14 protein-coding genes are annotated in these 18,948 nt (G+C 60.1%); 8 read left to right on the top strand and 6 right to left on the bottom strand.

Annotated features, from left to right (window positions below):
• Positions 1-189 precede the first annotated feature (189 nt).
• Positions 190-1,665 (bottom strand): amidase, encoded by a 1,476-nt coding sequence (locus tag EJ069_RS27335; RefSeq protein ID WP_126063878.1) that lies wholly within the window; start codon positions 1,663-1,665, stop codon positions 190-192.
• Positions 1,666-3,781: 2,116 nt separating this feature from the next.
• Between EJ069_RS27335 and EJ069_RS27330 the strand changes: the two genes are divergently transcribed.
• Complete coding sequence (locus EJ069_RS27330) at positions 3,782-4,957, top strand: Xaa-Pro peptidase family protein (RefSeq protein ID WP_126063877.1); 1,176 nt, start codon at positions 3,782-3,784, stop codon at positions 4,955-4,957.
• Between the two features lie 830 nt (positions 4,958-5,787).
• Here EJ069_RS27330 and EJ069_RS27325 read toward each other — a convergent pair.
• The gene (locus tag EJ069_RS27325) at positions 5,788-6,225 is read right to left on the bottom strand and encodes a hypothetical protein (protein WP_126063876.1); all 438 of its coding nucleotides are present in this window, start codon (positions 6,223-6,225) and stop codon (positions 5,788-5,790) included.
• 109 nt (positions 6,226-6,334) lie between these two features.
• Between EJ069_RS27325 and EJ069_RS33050 the strand changes: the two genes are divergently transcribed.
• From EJ069_RS33050 to EJ069_RS27300, 7 genes are all read left to right on the top strand, one after another.
• A complete protein-coding gene (locus EJ069_RS33050; RefSeq protein WP_210211311.1) occupies positions 6,335-7,354 on the top strand; it encodes a hypothetical protein in 1,020 nt (339 codons plus the stop codon).
• Positions 7,291-9,489 carry a hypothetical protein gene (locus tag EJ069_RS27320; RefSeq protein WP_210211310.1) on the top strand — a complete coding sequence of 733 codons (2,199 nt, stop codon included), beginning with the start codon at positions 7,291-7,293 and terminating at the stop codon, positions 9,487-9,489. The genes EJ069_RS33050 and EJ069_RS27320 overlap by 64 nt, the downstream gene beginning before the upstream one ends.
• 204 nt (positions 9,490-9,693) lie before the next feature.
• The gene (locus EJ069_RS27315) at positions 9,694-10,278 is read left to right on the top strand and encodes a hypothetical protein (protein ID WP_126063875.1); all 585 of its coding nucleotides are present in this window, start codon (positions 9,694-9,696) and stop codon (positions 10,276-10,278) included.
• A 23-nt stretch (positions 10,279-10,301) separates the two neighbouring features.
• A complete protein-coding gene (locus tag EJ069_RS33505) occupies positions 10,302-10,712 on the top strand; it encodes an aminopeptidase P family N-terminal domain-containing protein (RefSeq protein WP_245456319.1) in 411 nt (136 codons plus the stop codon).
• Complete coding sequence (locus EJ069_RS27310) at positions 10,658-11,476, top strand: Xaa-Pro peptidase family protein (RefSeq protein WP_245456317.1); 819 nt, start codon at positions 10,658-10,660, stop codon at positions 11,474-11,476. The genes EJ069_RS33505 and EJ069_RS27310 overlap by 55 nt, the downstream gene beginning before the upstream one ends.
• A gap of 280 nt (positions 11,477-11,756) precedes the next feature.
• Positions 11,757-12,293, top strand: coding sequence for a CocE/NonD family hydrolase (locus EJ069_RS33815; RefSeq protein ID WP_126063874.1), 537 nt, complete (start codon positions 11,757-11,759; stop codon positions 12,291-12,293).
• Entirely contained in the window at positions 12,179-13,639 is a 1,461-nt protein-coding gene (locus EJ069_RS27300) for a CocE/NonD family hydrolase (protein WP_348639379.1), read from the top strand. Before EJ069_RS33815 ends, EJ069_RS27300 begins: the two co-directional genes overlap by 115 nt.
• Before the next feature lie 453 nt (positions 13,640-14,092).
• Here EJ069_RS27300 and istB (EJ069_RS27295) read toward each other — a convergent pair whose 3' ends face one another.
• The 4 genes from istB (EJ069_RS27295) to istA (EJ069_RS27280) all read right to left on the bottom strand — a co-directional run bounded on the left by istB (EJ069_RS27295) (position 14,093) and on the right by istA (EJ069_RS27280) (position 18,708).
• On the bottom strand, positions 14,093-14,893 hold the full coding sequence (gene istB / locus EJ069_RS27295; RefSeq protein ID WP_126064886.1) for an IS21-like element helper ATPase IstB: 801 nt from the start codon (positions 14,891-14,893) through the stop codon (positions 14,093-14,095).
• Positions 14,893-16,182, bottom strand: coding sequence for an IS21 family transposase (gene istA, locus EJ069_RS27290; protein WP_126063872.1), 1,290 nt, complete (start codon positions 16,180-16,182; stop codon positions 14,893-14,895). Before istA (EJ069_RS27290) ends, istB (EJ069_RS27295) begins: the two co-directional genes overlap by 1 nt.
• A 151-nt stretch (positions 16,183-16,333) precedes the next feature.
• Positions 16,334-17,227, bottom strand: a complete 894-nt coding sequence (gene istB / locus EJ069_RS27285) for an IS21-like element helper ATPase IstB (RefSeq protein ID WP_126063871.1) — start codon at positions 17,225-17,227, stop codon at positions 16,334-16,336.
• The gene (gene istA / locus EJ069_RS27280) at positions 17,224-18,708 is read right to left on the bottom strand and encodes an IS21 family transposase (protein WP_189476565.1); all 1,485 of its coding nucleotides are present in this window, start codon (positions 18,706-18,708) and stop codon (positions 17,224-17,226) included. The genes istB (EJ069_RS27285) and istA (EJ069_RS27280) overlap by 4 nt, the downstream gene beginning before the upstream one ends.
• Positions 18,709-18,948 lie beyond the last annotated feature (240 nt).

Raw genomic sequence — 18,948 nt, 5'->3', positions numbered from 1 at the left:
TATACGTCGATGATGGTTATGCAGCGTTCTTGATTTATCGACGCGGAATCCGTTGTTCGTCAGCCGGCCCAGATCGTCGAATGCCTCAGGCCGCGGGCGTAATTGGAGCGGCGGCAAGGCGCCCATTGACGCTAGTTTCCAGCCGCTGAAATGACGTCGCGCTCCCTTCGTCTGCTTTGACATAGGCGATCATGCTTCTTGGTAGCGAAGCTCCGGCGACGGATGACTTTTCCCTGCTCGAACGCTTGGTCGTCGCTGGCGCCATGGGCATGCCTCTTCCAGGTCGCGCGAGATCCGCACCAACGTTGCCTCGTCACCAAAACGGCCGACAATTTGCAGGCCGATTGGCAAGCCGTTAGCGCTATGGGCCAACGGTAGCGACACCGATGGATGCCCAGTGATGTTGAATACACCCATGTACTGATAAATCGCGGCAGCGGCATCGGCGTCCATGAATTCCAGTGCAGAAACCGCCGGATTGGTCGTGCAATAGATGCCTCGGTGCGGCGGGGCAACGATTGGCATCGTAGGCGTCAACAAAATATCGAAGGCATCGATCGCCTCGCCGACGCGGAACCGGAATCTACGGACATCCTCAAGTAAGTTTCCTATGGAATCACCTGGAGAGCTGCGGCCATAATCATAAAGCTTAAGATTGACCGGTTCCAGAGTGTCTGCGTCGATCGTTCGGCCCATGGCCCGGGCCGCGTCTTCAAGTGACATTGCACTCAGGGCGGAGCTGCGAAGCGTTATCCTCGTTCTCTCCTCAGGGTCGTATGGCGGGTCGATCTCCGCGACTAGATGGCCCATTTCCTCCAGAAGCGCGGCAATTGTGTCGACCGCTTGACGGACCTCGGGCTCGATATCAACCGCTGCCCATTTGGATCGCGCGACTCCGACCCGGAGAGTGCCGGTCGGTTGGGATAGCTCGTCCACATAAGGGCGGCTCGGCTGGACGATGATAAATGGATCTCCAGCATAAGGACCCGAAAAGACGTCCAATGCAGCAGCCATATCGCGCACCGTCCGACAGACGACAAAGGTTCGGCTACGGCCCAGCGACGCGTCTTGGTTGTTCGGCCCACCAGATACACGCCCGCGGGATGGGTTCAGCCCGACAAGGCCGCACCATGAGGCAGGAATGCGAATTGAGCCACCGCCGTCGCTGGCATGTGCGATGGGAGTGATGCCTGCGGCAACCGCCGCGGCGGCTCCCGAGGACGAGCCTCCTGCTGATCGGTCCAAACTCCATGGATTGCCGGTAATGCCATTTAAAATGGATTCACTCATTCCGGACGTTCCAAGCTCCGGGAGTGTTGTTCTACCGATCGTACGGAGGCCTGCTTCTCGCGAGCGACGAAAATAATAGCTGTCGGTGTCGGGACGACAGCCTTTGAACAGGCGACTACCTCGTTCCTGAAGTCGGCCAGCTTCGGCAGCACCAATATCCTTGCGAAGGAAAGGTACGCCGTGAAAAATTCCTCCGTCGGCGCCTGCCACGCTATCAGCATCTTCATAGAACTCGATGACGGCGTTGACTAAAGGGTTGACTTCGTCATGTGCCTCGCGGGCCAGCCGCGTCAACTCCAAAGGCGTTATTTCGCCAGCATTCACACGAGACGCCAGAGCGGTGGCATCATGATCGACATATTCACTCAATCTCATCTCAAAAATACCCTTACCCAACCCAGATTGTATTCGCGCCTTCTTGCCCGACTCCAAAGGAATGGGGAGGTGACGTTAGGCCTCGCAATGACCGGCTCGAAGAAGGCAAGGTCGTCAATATTATCCACAGGTCGATGGGCTCTCTGCGCTGGCGTCGCTGCACGTAACGATAAGGCCATTCCGGCAGGAGCGCGCATGTTAACGGGACCGCGCCGAGAAATCCTCATGTTCCAGTTCTTCCCTCTGAGCTCGGGCGCGGTTGTCCGCACTATTGGGGCTTGTCGACGGCACGGGCGTAGGATTCGGCTGTCGTTTGCCTCAAACGCCCCCTCAGGAGGCGACAATTCTGGAGTGATTAGCATCAGGGGAAGGCGAGTTTGCGCCAAAATGCTGCATCTATTGAAACGCGAGCTGCAAAAGGCGGCGGGGTTGAAGTGTCGCGGCCTCTGCGGGCGCACGCCGCAGCTCATGTTCGATCCGATATCCACAAACTCGCGCTTGTGCGGGCCTACCTGGCCCAAGCGCAGGGTGGTCACGAGCAGGCGGTGAAGGTTACCCCAGCTCGCAATGGCGGCATGCAGCGTAGTGCGGCGCATTGATCGCCGGCACGGAGCCGCCGGCCGGTGATCGCTGAGATCTCCTAGTCGATTGTTGGTCGAAACGCCGATGTGGGCCTCCTCCTCAACCAAATAGCCGATCTCGATCAGTGATATTTTGTACTTGGCGAGGTCGTCCGCCGCGCCATCACAGCGGGCGCACTGATTGATCTCCCTCACGAACTCCTCTCGGGTGGTGAGCGGTTCGCCATTTACGGAGCGCGTCGTCTGCGATGGGAGGTGAACTTCTAGACAATGAGGTGACCATATAGCCGATAGCGCCTGTTCAGACGGGCGCCAATTCGGGCCTTTCTCCAGCAACGTTGAATGACGGCTAGAACAGACTGCCGTAAAGACTGACCGCGTCACAGAGGCGAACGACCATTGCCGTCGCCTCCGCACCGAAAAATCTCTCGCGCGGCCTACCAGGCTTCGCGCTGGCGCTGTTCTTCTGCTCCGCTCGACTCAAGCCTGATCATTGTTCCGAAATACCTTAGAACCGGTTCATGAAGGCTCCATATCGAGGTCGACGCCCGCAGCGGAAAACGGAAGAGCGTTCTAGCCCGTTTTATGGCAGTGGTCCCCAGATCGCGTTCCAGAGTCTGGACCAGCACGCACTCGGTCCAGATCCCTAGCGATATCGGTCAGAACCATCGTCTGCACAAAGCTACCGAACGAGAAGGTGAGGTGCGGACCGGAACCGATCGGCTCACTGCCGAACTCATTCCGGCCCGACGCATTGCCCGTAGCGAGCCACAACACGCACTTTGCGACATGCCGCTCAGGCGCCGGCAGCAAGACGGGGGATCAGCGGTACAGGCGTTTCGAGTAGAAGCGGGCAACGCCTCCCACAACACCACCATGTCTCGAACCTGAGCGCCATAACGGGCGGCGCGCTACCGTCGGAAGGCGGCCTCGTCTCACCTCGGCCGAGCACACGGATCGCGCGCTTGCGGTGATAGGCGGAGACAGTGACAAACTCATCCAGGGATCCGCTGCCTGTCGGTCCGGCAGCTCGCTCGATTACCGGCACATCTACTCGGGTTTGAGCTGTCAAGGAGCTCGCCAATGCCGCGCAGAGATCATGGAGCCTCGCGCGGCGGCCGGTTTTAGGCGGGCCCTGACCTTGCCCTAGACGAGTTCGAGGGGGTTCAGTCCTCGGGAGCATTTGGGCAGTAAGAGAGACGCTTGGTGCTGACTATCCGAATGGCTTGTCGCGCCGCTTGGCTTTGGTGACGTCAAATTTGTCGAGCACAACGACATCCCCCGGTGAGCGACGGTGATGTCCATCTTCCTGACATGGGCCAAGAAGCGCTTGCCATTGAATTGGGCCGCCGGCGGATGCGTACATTTCAAACCATGTCCAGCTTGTGCGTTCCACGTTTCAGCGGAGGCCCATTTTGGTGGAAACTCTCCTCCCCGCCGATGTTAGAAAATTGCCAAGTATCGTTCCGCGATCAAGGGACTTGTTCGCGGCGACAAACGAATACAGAGGTACGCATGTCCAGAGGTGACTTAACATGACGGAGCGCACGCCGGTGAATGAGCCTGCGGACAACGGGATGATTTTTTCAGTTGAGGAATATCGGGCACGGGTTCAGCGCACGCAGAAGGAGATGTCTGAGCATGATCTGCCCGTGTTATTGCTGCATCAGCCAGAGAACATCCTGTATCTTAGTGGATTCCATACTACTGGCTATTTCTCCTATCACGCCTTGGCGGTTCCGAGTCGCGGCGACCCGGTACTGATCTTGCGCGATGTGGAAGTCCCGGCAGCGCACGCCACGTCTTGGGTGAAAGACCACGTGACCTATGCAGATGCCGCCGATCCGCTCCCCGTTTGGCTCGACACGGCGAGAAGAGCCCTCGATGGCCTTGGCTTCGCAGGCGGGCGTGTCGGCGTGGATGAGCACTCTTGGTTCTTGACGGTGGAACGCTGGAAGATGCTGCAGGCATTGCTGCCCAATGCGACTTTGGTCAGAGAGCCGCGCATTGTCGATCACCTGCGCCTGATCAAATCACCGCGGGAAATAGACTACCTGCGCGGCGCTGCTCGCCAGGTTGAAGTGGGCATCCGGGCTGGCATCGGGGCGATCGCGCCCGGCGTCAAAGAGCGAGAGCTCGCTGCCGCCGTGTTCGGCGCGTTGGTGAATGCCGGGTCAGAAATGCCGCTCAGCGGTACCATCACCTCGGGCAATCGAACCAATCTCATCCACGGGCAATGGTCCGACCGGCGCCTGGAATGTGGCGATACCGTCTGCCTTGAGCTCAGCGGGATCCATCACCATTATTGGGCACGCTTAATGCGCAGCGCCGTTGTTGGTTCCCCGAGCGCTGAGCAGCAGCGTATAGCTGAGACAATCATCCGCGTCCAAGACGGGGCTATCGCACTGATGAAGCCAGGCACACCGGCCAGCGTGATCGACCGAGCTTGCCGCGAGCCGATCCTGGCGTCTGGTCTGCGTAAGACATACACGAACCGCACTGGCTATTCGCTCGCCCTCAATCACCGCCCCTCCGCTGGCGAATTCATCCGCGAGTTCGTGCCGGGCGTGGAATGGGTGCTGGAGGCCGGAATGGTGTTTCATATGCTGATGACGGCAGCCGGGATGGGCTTCAGCGACACGGTGCTGGTGACGGAGCAAGGCCCGGAACGCCTAACCGGGATGGAGCGCAAGCTCTTCTCGCCTACTTGAGGTACCATCCACGATGGCTAAATTAATATGGCCAGCGCCAATTGAGCCCCTCCAGTGTGTGCGGACTTCAAGTTCATGGTCGGGTCAAGAAGGTCCGCGCATCTTCTTGGCGAAACGGGCAAGAGATATCTCGAAGTATCACGTTTTGTGCTCCGCGTTTCAATAGTCGACCCATTTTGGCGCAAATCTGTCTCTGCAATGCGCCCTTTCCGAAGTCCTTAACGAAGGCGATCCGGCAGCATTCCATGTCGGTTTCTCCGATCTAAGGTCGATCGAAAGATCATCGCTACCGAACTCTCAGTCTGCCACCACTGTCCGGTCCCACGCGGCCGGGATGTGCGCGGCGCGCCCTGCTGGTGTCCTCCCCGCCGGCAGGGCGCTGAGGGTTTGGATGCTAGTAACTACAGCGCATCCGCGATCGAAACTGAAGGGCTACTTGTCTCAACTTGTAGAGAATGACGGGGCTTCGTGCCGCGCTCTGCAGTGACCGGCGAAGCTCTGCGCCCGTGATGGGCTTACGATGAGCTTCTTGGCTACTTGGCTCGGCGACCAAGCACGGAGGGATCGCCAACAACAGAAGCGCCGCATGTTCTACGCCGGACCAAATGCAGGCGAGATGAATGGGCAGGATCCTCCTTGTCGGCCTGAGGCTGGACTCTCGCCTACTGCGAAGGTGCCGTCCAAACGAATTCCCGAATCGAGCAGGTGGACAGTCGTAATCAGATCCGGGACACCCTCAACCGGATCTGGAAGTTCCTCGCTACGCTTCCGACCGGCGATCTAAGAGGTCGGCGGCATTTCACACCAGAGCGCTTCATGCCGCGCTCGTTTCAAAAGCCCACGCATTTTGGCGCAAGCCTGTCTCCTCCATGCGTCATATTCCTAAAAGTGGTGACGTCGTCTGAACACAAAAGGGGAGCGCGAAACGCGAGGGATTGAAGCGCAGAACCGCCGAACGTACGCCGCCCACCAGAAAGCAGCCCACTCTGAACGGAATCGCTTGCAAAGACGGGAATGGAAATAGTGGTATTGGTCAACATGGACGGTAAAAAAATGAAGATTGTCCAGGGACCGCTACCCATCACATCAATCAACAAGAATTTGATTCCACTTTCCGACGGAATGGGTTTGGCTGCCAAAATCTCGCTGCCAGAAGGCGCGATCCTCCAATTCAGTTGGGACAGCATTGTTGACGTATTCCCTACGGCAAACGCAATCGCACCTAGCGAATTTCCCATTTCGCTGCACATGGTGACGCGAGCATCCATATAGCCATCCGAGGCACAGGCAGGCGCGTCGATCGTCCCTGGAAGCTCGATCAGGCTTCACGGCACAATACTATCATTTGCAGGTAATACGATGAGTAGGCAGATTAGCGTGACCGAACCCGGGACCCTCGAAGCCCTCAAATGGCGCTGTATCGGTCCAGCCAGAGGCGGCCGAGTTGTGGCGGTCGCGGGCGACCCTAACGATCCGACGGTTTTCTATTTCGGCGCCTGCGCAGGCGGGGTGTGGAAGACGATCGACGGTGGGATTTACTGGCACTGCGTATCCGACGGTTTTTTCGCGAGCGCAAGTGTCGGCGCGCTCGCGGTCGCCCGCTCCGATTCGAACGTTATTTATGCCGGCATGGGCGAGGCGTCGATCCGAGGCGACGTCTCTTACGGCGACGGCGTCTACAGGTCGACCGATGCTGGTCGCAGTTGGACTCACTTGGGACTTAAAGAGACCCACCATATCGGCAAGATCTGCATTCATCCGGACGACCCTGACATCGTGTATGTCGCCGCGCTCGGCGACGCGTTCGGGCCAAACGAGCAGCGCGGCGTGTTCCGCTCCGTGGACGGCGGCAAGACCTGGCAGAAGGTCCTCTACCGCGATCCCGACGCCGGCGCCATCGACATCTCGATGGATCCCAACAATCCGCGCATCCTCTTCGCCACGATCTGGCAGACGCGACGGAACTTTTGGAACCTGAACAGCGGTGGGCCGGGCAGCGGAATATTCCGGTCGTTTGATGGCGGCGACTCCTGGGAAGAGCTGTCCGGTCGGAACGGCCTGCCGGGCGGGGTGCTCGGCAAGATTGGCGTCTCTGTTTCGCAGGCGCAGCGCGGGCGCGTCTACGCGCTCATCGAGGCGGAAGGAGACAAGACAGGGCTCTATCGCACAGATGATCACGGCGACCGCTGGATCCAGACCTCGCAGAATCGCGATTTAATGCACCGTCCTTTCTACTACACCCATGTCTTCGCCGACCCTGGACATGCCGGTACCGTCTACATAACCAATTATCAGATGTGGAAGTCGACCGATGGGGGGCGAGCTTCACCGAAGTGGCGACGCCCCACGCCGACAACCACGATCTCTGGATCGATCCGGTCAATCCCAAGCGGATGATCGAAGGCAACGATGGCGGCGCCTGCGTCACCTTCAATGGTGGCGTGACTTGGTCGTCGATTTACAATCAAAAGACGGCGCAGTTCTATCGCATTGACGTCGATGAGCAGTATCCCTATCGGGTCTATGCCACCCAGCAAGACAACACCTCGATCTCGGTTCCGAGCGCGTCGGAATGGGGCGTTATCACCCTGAGCGATTGCACCTATCCAGGCACCGGCGAGAGCGGCTTCATCGTCGTCGATCCCGAGGATCCCAACATCGTCTATTGCGGCGCCCTCGGCTACAGCTCGGGCGCAGCAGCTGTGCAACGCTACGACCACCGGACCCGGCAGTTCCACCTCGTCAATGTCTGGCCGGAAGAGTTGAACGGTGTCGCGCCGAAGAACATGCGTTACCGATTCGCCTGGACCTTTCCACTCACCTTCTCACCGCATGATCCGAAGACGCTCTATGCTGGGGGTAACCATGTCTTCCGCAGCCGCGACGAAGGATCGAGCTGGACGGCGATCTCGCCTGACCTCAGCCTCAACGACCCGGCTCGGCAGGACTATTCGGGCGGCTTGACTGGCGAGAACTTTGGCTGTGAGGTCCATGCGACGTGCGCCTCGGTGGTGGAGTCTCGGCATCGCAAAGGTGAGATCTGGGCGTCTACTGACGACGGGCTCGTTCATGTTACGCGAGACGGTGGGGCCCAGTGGAACAACGTCACGCCCAAGGGGATGCCGGAACTCGCATATGTCGGCTGCGTTGAGATCTCGTCGCATGACGCTGATACCGTTTATGTAGCGGCCACGCGCTACAAACTTGCCGATTATCAGCCCTATCTTTTTCGCACCAGGGACGGCGGCAAGAGCTGGCAGTCGATCGTCGGCAACTTCCCGAGGGGGGAGATCACGCGTGTGGTGCGTGCCGACCCGGTTCGGCCAGGCCTACTCTTCGTCGGCACCGAGACAGGGGTCTTCTTCAGTCTCGATGACGGCGAGCATTGGTCGCGCATGGACGGCGGCTTGCCCGTGGTTCCGGTCTACGATCTTAAGATCAAGGGCAGCGATCTCGTCGCCGGCACCCACGGCCGGTCTTTCTGGATTCTCGACGACGTGACGCCGTTACGCGGGCTGGCTGCGGACCAGGAGGATATCTTGCTGGTGAGCCCGCGGTCGACGATCCGGACCAAGCTCCGGGCCGGGACGGGCTTCGCTAAGGCGAGGATCAGCTACGGCGAGGGTATCGCCGCCGCCACAGAAGGCGTGGAACTGGAGGGCGGACGGCGCGATTACCTCTATCTGGACTGCGGCGAGAATCCCCCGAATGGGGCGATCATCTATTACTGGCTCTCCCAAGATGCGGAGGGACCGGTCAGGCTCACCTTCCAAGACGCCGCGGGAAATACCGTCATCACCTTCTCGAGCGACGAACAGGACGCGCCCTTCCACAGGAAGCCGGGAACGAAGGCCGGGCTCAACCGCTTCGTCTGGGATCTCAAGCATGTCGGGCCGGCCAAGCTCGACCAGTCGCTGATAACCCGCAAATACGAGCCTCTCGCGCTGAAGGGTGACAACCAAAGCGGCGCGACGGTGGTTCCCGGCAGCTATAAGGTCGAGCTTCAGGTCGACGGCAGAATTCAGACGGTGGACTTTACAGTCCTCAAGGATCCCCGAATCGTTACGACCGAAAACGAGTTCGCCGAGCAGTTCGCTCTCCTACAGAGGCTGTTCGGCAATCTCTCGGCGCTCAATCAGGCGGTCAATCGAATCCGGTTTCTTAGGCGCCAGCTCGCGGATGTGCAAAGGCGGCTCGACGACAGCGGCAAGTCGCTCAGCGAGAGCGTGCAAGCATTGGTCGGTCAGCTCGAGGCGATTGAAGCGACGCTGGTCGACATCAAACGGGAGACTCCACAAGATCAGCGCAACCCGGCCGGCTTGAATGATACTCTGATCGGCCTCGTCAACGTGGTTGATTGCGCGGACGCGGCGCCGACGCTGCAAGCGCGACAGGTGTCCGATGAGATCATCTCGAAGGTCGACAATGAGATCACAAAGCTGGATGGGCTCGTGAAAGACGATGTGACTGCGCTCAATGCAGCGCTCCGGTGCGTTGGCATCGAGCCGGTCGGGACCGGCAGGTTGCCGTGAGGAGTTACACGTTGTTCAGTGAGCTTTTCTTAGAGAAGGAGCGGGAGATGGATTTCATTGAGCGAATTTTCGGTGTGGCGCCGGATGGGGGCGACGGCACGACCGAGATGCTCTACATCGCTGTTGCTCTCGTCGTAGCGGGGATGTTGGTCGCCCGCAGGTGGCTTAGCCGACGCGCCGCAATGCGGCGGCGCTAGTCTCTAAATGGTGATCTTCATGCAGGCCGTGGGCCGGGGCGACTCCGCACTCCTATCTTCAAGCGGTGATGGCAGATCAAAAGGCTGGCCTGAATTCGTTTTCCGCGCACGCCAACGATGGAATCTTGAGGTGATTGCCGGCCCGGCTGGCTTTTGTGACCGCCGTACAATGGTACCCAGAATGCATGAACAAGAGCGAGCCGGCCTGTCGTCATCGGATTCGACAACCTCGCAAAACCGGCAGTTGAACCAAAAAAGAGCTTACCTGACCGACCCACGACGTTTGATGCCCTGCCCTGTCCGCGTGGCAATGGATCAGGGCAAAAGGGCCCGAAGAGATCGCCAACCAAATCGCCCAGAAATTCAAGAAGATCGCTGGAATCTTCACCCACAGCGGCAGGGCGGGATTCTCTCGGCTATAGCTGATCTTAACATTATCGGCTTTCGGCCGCTGCTGGCTGCCCTTTCGCCACGATTGTTCGACGACGCGCTTCGGCGCGCGAGCGAACGCATCATCCTATGCGCCATCAAAGAGACTAGCGTCCCGGACGGGACCCTGAATCCAGGCGTCCTCGCCAGGCAGCTTTTCTAAGACGCTATTATCGAGGGATCGAGATGCAGAAGGAACTACGTTTTGAGCGGTCCGAGTTCGCGACACGCGTCACTGCGGTGAAGAAGGAAATGGAGAGGCGGGGCATAGACGTCCTCCTGCTTTCCGAGCCGGCCAATGCCAATTACCTGACCGGCTACGACGCCTATTCATTCTACGTTCCACAGATGATTGTGGTGGTTCTCGATCGCGAAGAGCCGATCTGGGTTGGACGGGGTATGGATGCCATTTCGGCCTTCATGACCACTTACCTGTCCGACGACAGCATACGTTCTTTCCCTGATGCCTATGTGCAGTCGACTCTGAGTCCGTATGACTTCGTCGCGGAAATTGTCAAGGAGATCGCTGGGGGAAAATCAGAGTGGGCGTCGAAATGGGCGGTTACTATTACTCCGCGCGAGCACATGCGGACCTGATAAAGGCATTGCCTGAGGCCACCTTTATCGATGCAGACTTGCTGGTGAACTGGATACGTCTGGTGAAGAGCCCGGCCGAGGTGGGACTCATGCGACAGGCCGGCCTTATCGCTGATGCGATGATGTACCGTGCCATCGATATGATCGAACCGGGTGTCCGGGAGTGCGACATTGCCGCTGTCGTCTATCATCAGATGATGGCGGGTACGCCCGAGTTCGGCGGAACCTATACCTGCTCTCCACCCTATCTTTGCGTAGGCGAGAAAGCGCTGGCTCCGCATGCCGCATGGACCGACAAGCCGTTGCCATCGTCGACCATCATCAATCTCGAGCTGTTCGGAAATCGCCACCGCTATCAGGTCAACCTGGCTCGTACGATTTGCGTCGGCGAACCAAGCCCGAGCTATAAGAAGCTGGCGGACGTCGTCGTGGAATCTCTGAATGCAGGGCTCGACACCGTAGCTCCCGGCAAGACTTCGGAGGAAGTTCACGCTGCGTTTGCCAAGACTCTTGCCAAGCACGGGCACGAGAAGGATTCACGTCTAGGGTATTCGCTCGGTCTTGGGTATCCGCCAGCGGTGGGAGAGAAAACCGTCAGTCTTCGCAAGGGAGATAAGACAGTGCTCCAACCCGGCATGTGCTTCCATATGATGTCGGGGCTCTGGCTCAAGAACGACGGAATCACCATCACTCAACCGTTTGTCGTCACCGAAACCGGGCACGAACCCCTGACCAAAATACCCCGCCAGCTCTTCGTTAAGTAGGCAAGACCAGCAACTCTCTCAATGAGAACGCGGCTCCGATAATTCAGGGCCGCGATAATATGCTCGAATCCAATAGGTCGTCCACCCGAAGCGAGCTGGGAAGCAGACGTTGCCGAAGCTTCAGCGATTCTCGGAGGGAAGCGGATGGCCTGACCTGATCATGCGAAGAACCCCTCTGATTTAGACGGAGGTGTTAGCACGGGACTTTGGCGATAAGTGCCCTCCGGGGGCGGAGGTCGGTCCATTGACGAATATATCTAGCTAAACTCAGGAGGACTGCATGAGCATCTCTCGTCGTCAACTGCTCCAGACTAGCGCGTGCGCTGGGTTCGGGGCGCTTTTGCTGCCGAAGATGGCTGAGGCGCAGGGGATGCGAGATTCGATCTTGCAATTTGATCTTCAAGGCGGAGCTCCGGGGCCGTACAAAATCGGCCGGCATGACTCCACTTATGTGACGATGCGGGACGGCGTGAAGATCGCCTTGGACGTGGTCCTTCCGGTGGGCGGCGGCGCGAATAAGCACGACGTGATTTTTGAGATGACACCCTACTGGCGCAGCGCAGAAGGGCGCCTGCCCCGCAACACCGAGCTGTTCGTGCCGCACGGCTTTGCGCTTGTCGTTGGAGATCAGCGCGGCAAAGGCGCCTCCTTCGGGCGACCCCCCATCTCCGTACGCGCGCGGACACCCTGGACTATGGCGAACTGCTCGACTGGATCGTCAAGCAGCCCTGGTCCACGGGCCGAGTGGTCGGCTATGGCCGTTCCTGTCCCGGCAACGCGGCGGATTGGATGGCGGAGCGCAATCATCCCGGGCTAAAAGGTATCATTCCGCGGGCTGTCGACTACGATATGTTTGCGACGTGTTTCCCCGGCGGTCTTTCAAATGTCGTGATGAACTATGGCTGGAGTAACCGGGCGGCCGAGCGTAATCGCAAGACCCTCGCCGGTGACGCGGGCGCGCCGGGCGTGCGTCTCGTCGGACCAGGCGGCAAGGCGGATCTGGCGGCGGCCTTGCGTCAGCGCGAGGGGGTGCCACCGGAAACGGAAGGATACAAGCAGATAACCTACAGGGATGATCGTCCCTCGGTATGGCCTGACTCCTTGGCCGACTTCAGCATTCAGGACGCCGCGGACAGGGTGTCTCGCTGGGGCGGCCCTATTCAATCGTGGAGCAGCTGGTTCGACAGCGCAACGGCGGAAGGCTCCATTCGTCGCTTCATCCAGGTCGCAAATCCGCTGAGCGTGATCATCGGGCCGTGGGACCATAGCGGCAACAATGCCTATGACCCTCTTCGTCCCGCCGGCGAAACGATCCCGCCAAATTTGAAGGAGCAGGAGGCGAATTACATCCGCTTCGCGAAAGCCAGCCTCAATAAGGCTGGCCGGGAGCGGGCGAAGATCATCCATTATTATACTCTTGGGGAGGGCAAGTGGAAGTCGACCCGCTCCTGGCCGATCCCTGCCGACCGCCGCCGATGGTACATGGCAAGTGGCTCCCGCCTGAGTTCATCGCCTGACGCGCCCGGCTTCGACTCGCTCCAGGTCGATCCTGAGCTTGGCGACATCACCACCAACCGGTGGACCACGACCGCCGCTGGCGGCAAGGTGGATTATGGAGATCGGCGGCCTTTCGATGCTGCCCGCCTCGCCTATACGAGCGAGCCGTTCACACATGACGTCGAGATCACGGGACATCCCGTCGTTTACCTGAACGTCACCTCGACACGCGAGGACGGCGCCTTCTATGCCTATCTCGAAGCTGTAAGGCCGGACGGGGTGTCCCTCTATCTTACGGAAGGTCAGCTGCGGGCTCTGCACCGGAAGGTGTGGAATGAATCACCCTTCAGCGTCCTTGGGCCGCAGCATAGCTTTTTGAAGCGTGACGGAGAACCGCTCACGCCGGGCCAGCCCGCCACCCTGGCCTTCACGATGCATCCGATCTCGGCTCTTCTTCCGGCGAGCTATCGCCTGAGAGTGTCTCTCGCCGGCAGCAACAAGACGAACTTCGCCATGGTGCCGGAAGATGGCCGCCGCCCCACCTCAATTTCCATCGCGGCCCCGCCGGTTGCTACATCGATTTGCCGATTATTGAGCGGTGAGCAGCCCATACTGCCGATGAAGCGCGTGCGCTCGTCGGGCCATGCAAGATCGTGTTGCGTTTGACCGGAGGTGGCAGGGTATTCGAAGTCGAGCATGCCTCGCTAGCCCTTTGAGGACTGGCTGTGAGCTTTCCATAGTTTGTCCACTTGGCCCAGACCGAGGAAGCTGAGGTTGCAAAGCTTCAGTGAGTCCCAGGAGGTTCGAATGGACATCCATAAGAATGCCCCGGCTGACCGTGTTTGGTCGAGAGCGGATTGTGCATCGGTGTTGGGCGGGCAGACGCCGAAGGCCGTCGCATTAGCCGCAGGCGCCTGCCCGCGGATCGTTCGCAAGTGGGTTGTCCGCTACCAAGCGGAGGGTCTTGTCGGACTTCGCGGACCGCAACTCACTGCCTCATCGATTGCGCCGCCCGACACCAGCCGATGTAGTCCAAAAGATCGACCAGAGGAGCAACAGGCGTCGGTGTCAAGCGAAGTGAGGATTTGACCCCCTGGGCGAACTGAAGATTTGACCCCCTCATTGTTTTGCGGTTTCGTTGGTGCCGAGCGTCGTTCCGGCCTTCTGCAATAGGCCGGAACGACGCTTTTCGCGAAGCCGGTAGCTGTCGCCACGGATCGTTATCACTGTCGAATGATGAAGCAGGCGATCAAGGATCGCCGTTGCCACCACGGGATCGCCAAACACGCTGCCCCATTCGCCCACCGAGCGGTTGGAGGTGATCAGGATCGATCCCCGCTCATAACGCTGCGACACCAGCTGGAAGAACAGATGTGCGGCATTGGCTTCGAACGGGAGATAGCCGAGCTCGTCGATGATCAGCAGTTTCGGCCGCGACAGGGTCGTCAGTTGCTTTTCGAGTGAACCGTCGTCATGGGCCTTGGCCAGCATCGCCACGAGCGTGGCCGCCGTGACGAACTGGACGCTATGGTTCTGCCGGATCGCCTCGCGCCCGAGAGCCACCGCCAGATGTGTTTTGCCCGTACCCGGAGGTCCAAGGAACAGGACCGTGTCGCCATGGGCAATCCAGCGGCAGGTCGCCAGCTCCCGGATTTGGCGCTGATCCAGCGACGGCTGCGCGTCGAAGTCGAAGCCATCGAGTTCGCGCACAAACGGGAACTGCGCGATCTTGCCTGCCATAGAGATGCGCCGCTCGTCGCGCCGCGCGATCTCGCGGGTCACCAGGAAGGCCAAAGCCTCGCGCAAGGTCATTTGCGAACGCGCCGCTTCGTCCAGCAGCGTATCGAGCTGGTCCCGGATCGCGGTCAGCTTCAGCCGGTCGAGCTGAGCCAACAGCATCTCGTGATCGACCGTCGTCATCACCAGCTGCCTCCCACCAGTGCCTCATATTCGGCCAGCGGCCGCAACAGAGCGGAAGGCGCAACGATATCCACCGGCGCCGATCGCACCGGCGCAGCAGCGCCGACCACGCCGGCAAGATGCGCGCGCTCGACAATCCGTTGGCGACGTCCGCGGCACAACGCATGATCCGCCACCACCTCGCCCGCATGACGCACGATAACGCGGCCGCCCAGCACCACGACCTGGACGCTCTCCCCGATCAGCCGCCAGGGAACCGAGTAACTGTTCGTGTCCAGGTCGATTGCGCAGTCTGCCTGGACCTTGCGCACGAGATCCCGCAGTTGCCCGAACGGCGCCCGTCCGCCCAGAGGGCGAAGCGCCATGGCTTCTTCGGCAAAGCGCTCCGCAGGAGCCACCCCGGTCGTGCCATGCACACGCTGATCGGCAATCTCGCGCGTCCACCGGTCCAGATGCGCCTCGAACGCCGCCCAGTTCTCGAACCGGCGGCCGGCAATCGCATTGTGCTTGACGTAGCCGACCCCGCGTTCGTCCTTTCCCTTCGTACGCGCCCGGTAGGGCGCACAAGCCCGTGGCGTAAATCCCCAGTAGCGGGCAAAGGCGTGCAGCCGCACATTGAAGCGCACCTCCCGCGTCGCCGCATCGTGATGTTCGACCAGCGCCTTCGGATTATCGAACAGCACTTCCGTTGGAACCCCGCCGAAGCGAAGGAAGGCTCCTTCCATCCCCTCCAACCAGTCCGCCTGGCGCTCCCGAAGCGAGGGACGGATATGCAGCCGACGCGAGTAACCCAGCGTTGCCACAAACAGGTGCACCCGAACACGCTCGCCGCCGATCCACGCCCGCGTGTCGCCAAAGTCGATCTGCATCTGATGTCCCGGCGCCGTCTCAAACCGAACCGTTGCGCGCTTCTGCACCCTCAACTCCCGACGCCAACCCTGCACCCGAAGCTCCACCGACCGAAGCCCTATGACGATCCCATGTTCGCTCTCCAGTTCCTGGCGCACCACATCGGCGTTGCCACCATGGCGGAAGAAGCGCTCCCGCAGCCAATCGTCTAGCCCGTCAAACGCGCTCCGCCGCACAGGCTTGCGAAACGGAACAGTCCCGCCTTCGCGCAGATACCGACGCACCGTGTTGCGCGCGCACCCGAATTCCTTCGCCAGCCGCTTCGCTCCCCAGCCAAGCTCATGCAGCCGCAGCATCGCTGCCACCTCTTCAGGCTGAAGCATCTCCTCTCCCTGCATCGTTCTCGACAATGCAGGAATCGCCGAAATCCCAATCGTCATCCATGCCTCCTCTCATAACCGAGGGGGTCAGTTCTTCATTTCGTCAGGGGGTCAGTTTCTCAATTCGCCCGACAGTCGGCCCTCGTGTTCCGAACGCGCGATATAGCGCGGCGATCTGGGAGAGACCTGCGCGACAATCTGGATGAGACTCTCAGAGCGCGGTCATGGGCAAATTATCATGCTGATTGTCGCTGGCAAGGTTTTCGTCGTTTTCTGATCGTCGCTCCGCGACAAGCTCGTGCATGTTTTTGATTGTCGCGTAGGAGGCAGGCCTGCCGCGCTGGCGTTTGGCTTCCATGGCGGATCTGCGCCGGTAGCTTTCGACATTCATCTCGAAGATCGTTGCGTGATGAACAAGCCGATCGACCGCGGCGAGGGTCATGGCGGGGTCGGGAAAGACCCTGTTCCATTCTCCAAAGGGCTGATTGGCGGTGATCATGATGGAACGCCGCTCATACCTTGCGGAGATGAGTTCGAAGAGCACGCTCGTTTCGGCCTGGTCCTTGGTGACGTAGGCCAGATCGTCGAGGATCAGCAGATCGAACTTGTCGAGCTTTGCGATGGCGGATTCGAGCTGCAGCTCACGCCGTGCGACCTGAAGCTTCTGAACGAGATCGGTGGTTCGGGTGAACAGCACGCGCCAGCCGTTCTCGATGAGGGCGAGCCCGATAGCTGCGGCGAGATGGCTCTTTCCACCGCCGGGCGGGCCAAACAACAGGATGTTGGCACCCTTTGCGAGCCAGCTGTCGCCGGCGGTCATGGCCATGACCTGCGCCTTGGAGACCATCGGTACGGCGTCGAAGGCGAAGCTGTCGAGTGTCTTTCCGGGCGGCAGATGCGCTTCGGCCAGATGACGTTCGACCCGGCGCCGATCGCGCTCGGCCAACTCATGCTCGGCAATGGCCGAGAGGAACCGGGCGGCGGGCCAGCCTTCCTTATCGGCCTGTTCGGCAAATTGCGGCCACAGGGTCTTGATCGTCGGCAATCTGAGGTCGTTGAGCATGATGCCGAGACGGGCTTCGTCGATGATGTGGGCGGCCTTCATGCGGCGTCTCCCACATAGGCCGTGCCGATCAGGGCTTCATAGCCGTTGAGGGAAGCGAGCTGCACCGAGACGGTCGGCAGCCGTGCGGGATCCGGGCCGAAGAGCGTTCGCAAGACGGCAATATCGGGCAGGTCGCCGGCGTCGAGGGTCTCGGCGAGTTGCTCGGCAAGTTCGCGCTCGCAGCCTCGATCATGGGCCAGCGCCAGCAATTCGACCATCACCTTGCAGGCCTGCCTGTCCGGCAGCCGCTCAATGAGCACATCGAAGGCCCTGCGGTATTCCTGCTGCGGGAAGAGCTTGTCACGATAGACGAGATTAAGAAGCGCCATCGGCTTTTTGCGCAGGGAATGGATGACGTGCCGATAATTGACGACCTGATCGTGCCTTCCATCCGCATGCCCGCGGCCTCTGGGAAGCGTCATCAGCTGTGTTCCTCCGACAAAGACCTCGAGGCGATCGTCGAACAGCCGGACGCGAAGCCGATGTCCGATCAGGCGGGAGGGAACGGTGTAGAAGACCTTGCGCAAGGTGAAGCCGCCGGTCCGCGACACGGTCACGACCACCTCCTCGAAGTCGCTGGTCCGCCGATCGGGGAGCTCCTGCAGATGAGGGCGCTCGGCGTCGATGCGTTTGCCATGATTGGCGTTGTGCCGGCTGGCGATCTCATCGATGAATGCACGATACGCACCGAGATCGTCAAAGTCCTTGCTGCCGCGCATCAGAAGGGCGTCACGGATGGCGCTCTTGAGATGACCATGGCTGCTTTCGATCGACCCGTTCTCGTGGGCGATGCCCTTGTTGTTGCGGGTCGGCGTCATGCGATAATGGGCGCAGAGCTCCTCGTAACGATGCGTGAGATCCTCCTTCGCATCGGCACTGAGATTGCGGAAAGCCGCCGACAGGCTGTCGCTCCGGTGATAGAGCGGCGCTCCGCCAAGTGACCAGAGCGCGTTCTGCAGTCCTTCGGCCAGGGCCACGAAGCTTTCACCGCCGAGAATGACATGGCTGTGTTCGAAGCCCGACCAGGCGAGCCGGAAGTGGTAGAGCAGATGGTCGAGCGGCTGGCCCGAGATCGACACGCCCAAGCTGCTCATGTCAGTAAAATCCGACAGCCCGAGCCGGCCGGGTTCGTGAAGCTGACGGAAGATAACCTCCTGCTCTTCGCCGTGGATGGCGCGCCATGACCGAATGCGCCGCTCCAGGGTCCGGCGAATGCCCTCGCTCAGTTCCGGGTGCCGCCGCAGCATCTCTTCGTAGATGGCGACAGCACGGATGCCTGGCGCCGCCTTCAAAAGGGGAACGACCTCGGCATCGAAGATGTGCTCGAGAGGGTCAGGCCGTCGCCGGCCGCGAGCCTTTTGCTTTTGCGATGGCAGGTCCGGATTCTTCTTGATGCGATAGGCCGTCGCTCTGCTGATCGACGCCTTGGCCGCGGCAACCTCGGTGGTATGTTCCTGTCGTAACTTCATAAAGAGCCTCATCTGATGGTCGGTTACATGACGGCCTGGCACAAAGGTGATTCTCCATTCTCCAGAAAATCGCCAAGGTACTTCAGCCAACCGCGCTCAACAGACGTCGGCAGTGACGCCGCGGGGGTGGTGTAACTCCGTTCGGGCTACGCCCTCACTGCGTCACACCACCCCCGCCGAGTCTCATCTTGATTGACGCTGAATCTCATCCTGATCGCCGCGTCGCAGCGCGATCTTCTGGTGCGCCAGGGC

This window comes from Mesorhizobium sp. M2A.F.Ca.ET.043.05.1.1 (assembly GCF_003952445.1).
Lineage (GTDB): Bacteria > Pseudomonadota > Alphaproteobacteria > Rhizobiales > Rhizobiaceae > Mesorhizobium.
Note: the sequence above shows the minus strand (reverse complement) of the source record. Positions and strands in the feature narration are given on the sequence as shown.

Coding starts and splice junctions, on each gene's coding strand:
- istB (WP_126063871.1), bottom strand. CDS start 17,227: ATGAAGGCCGCCCACATCATCGACGAAGCCCGTCTCGGCATCATGCTC.
- EJ069_RS27325 (WP_126063876.1), bottom strand. CDS start 6,225: ATGGATGCTCGCGTCACCATGTGCAGCGAAATGGGAAATTCGCTAGGT.
- EJ069_RS27315 (WP_126063875.1), top strand. CDS start 9,694: ATGGTGATCTTCATGCAGGCCGTGGGCCGGGGCGACTCCGCACTCCTA.
- EJ069_RS33815 (WP_126063874.1), top strand. CDS start 11,757: ATGAGCATCTCTCGTCGTCAACTGCTCCAGACTAGCGCGTGCGCTGGG.
- istB (WP_126064886.1), bottom strand. CDS start 14,893: ATGACGACGGTCGATCACGAGATGCTGTTGGCTCAGCTCGACCGGCTG.
- istA (WP_189476565.1), bottom strand. CDS start 18,708: ATGAGGCTCTTTATGAAGTTACGACAGGAACATACCACCGAGGTTGCC.
- istA (WP_126063872.1), bottom strand. CDS start 16,182: ATGACGATTGGGATTTCGGCGATTCCTGCATTGTCGAGAACGATGCAG.
- EJ069_RS33505 (WP_245456319.1), top strand. CDS start 10,302: ATGCAGAAGGAACTACGTTTTGAGCGGTCCGAGTTCGCGACACGCGTC.
- EJ069_RS27330 (WP_126063877.1), top strand. CDS start 3,782: ATGACGGAGCGCACGCCGGTGAATGAGCCTGCGGACAACGGGATGATT.
- EJ069_RS27335 (WP_126063878.1), bottom strand. CDS start 1,665: ATGAGATTGAGTGAATATGTCGATCATGATGCCACCGCTCTGGCGTCT.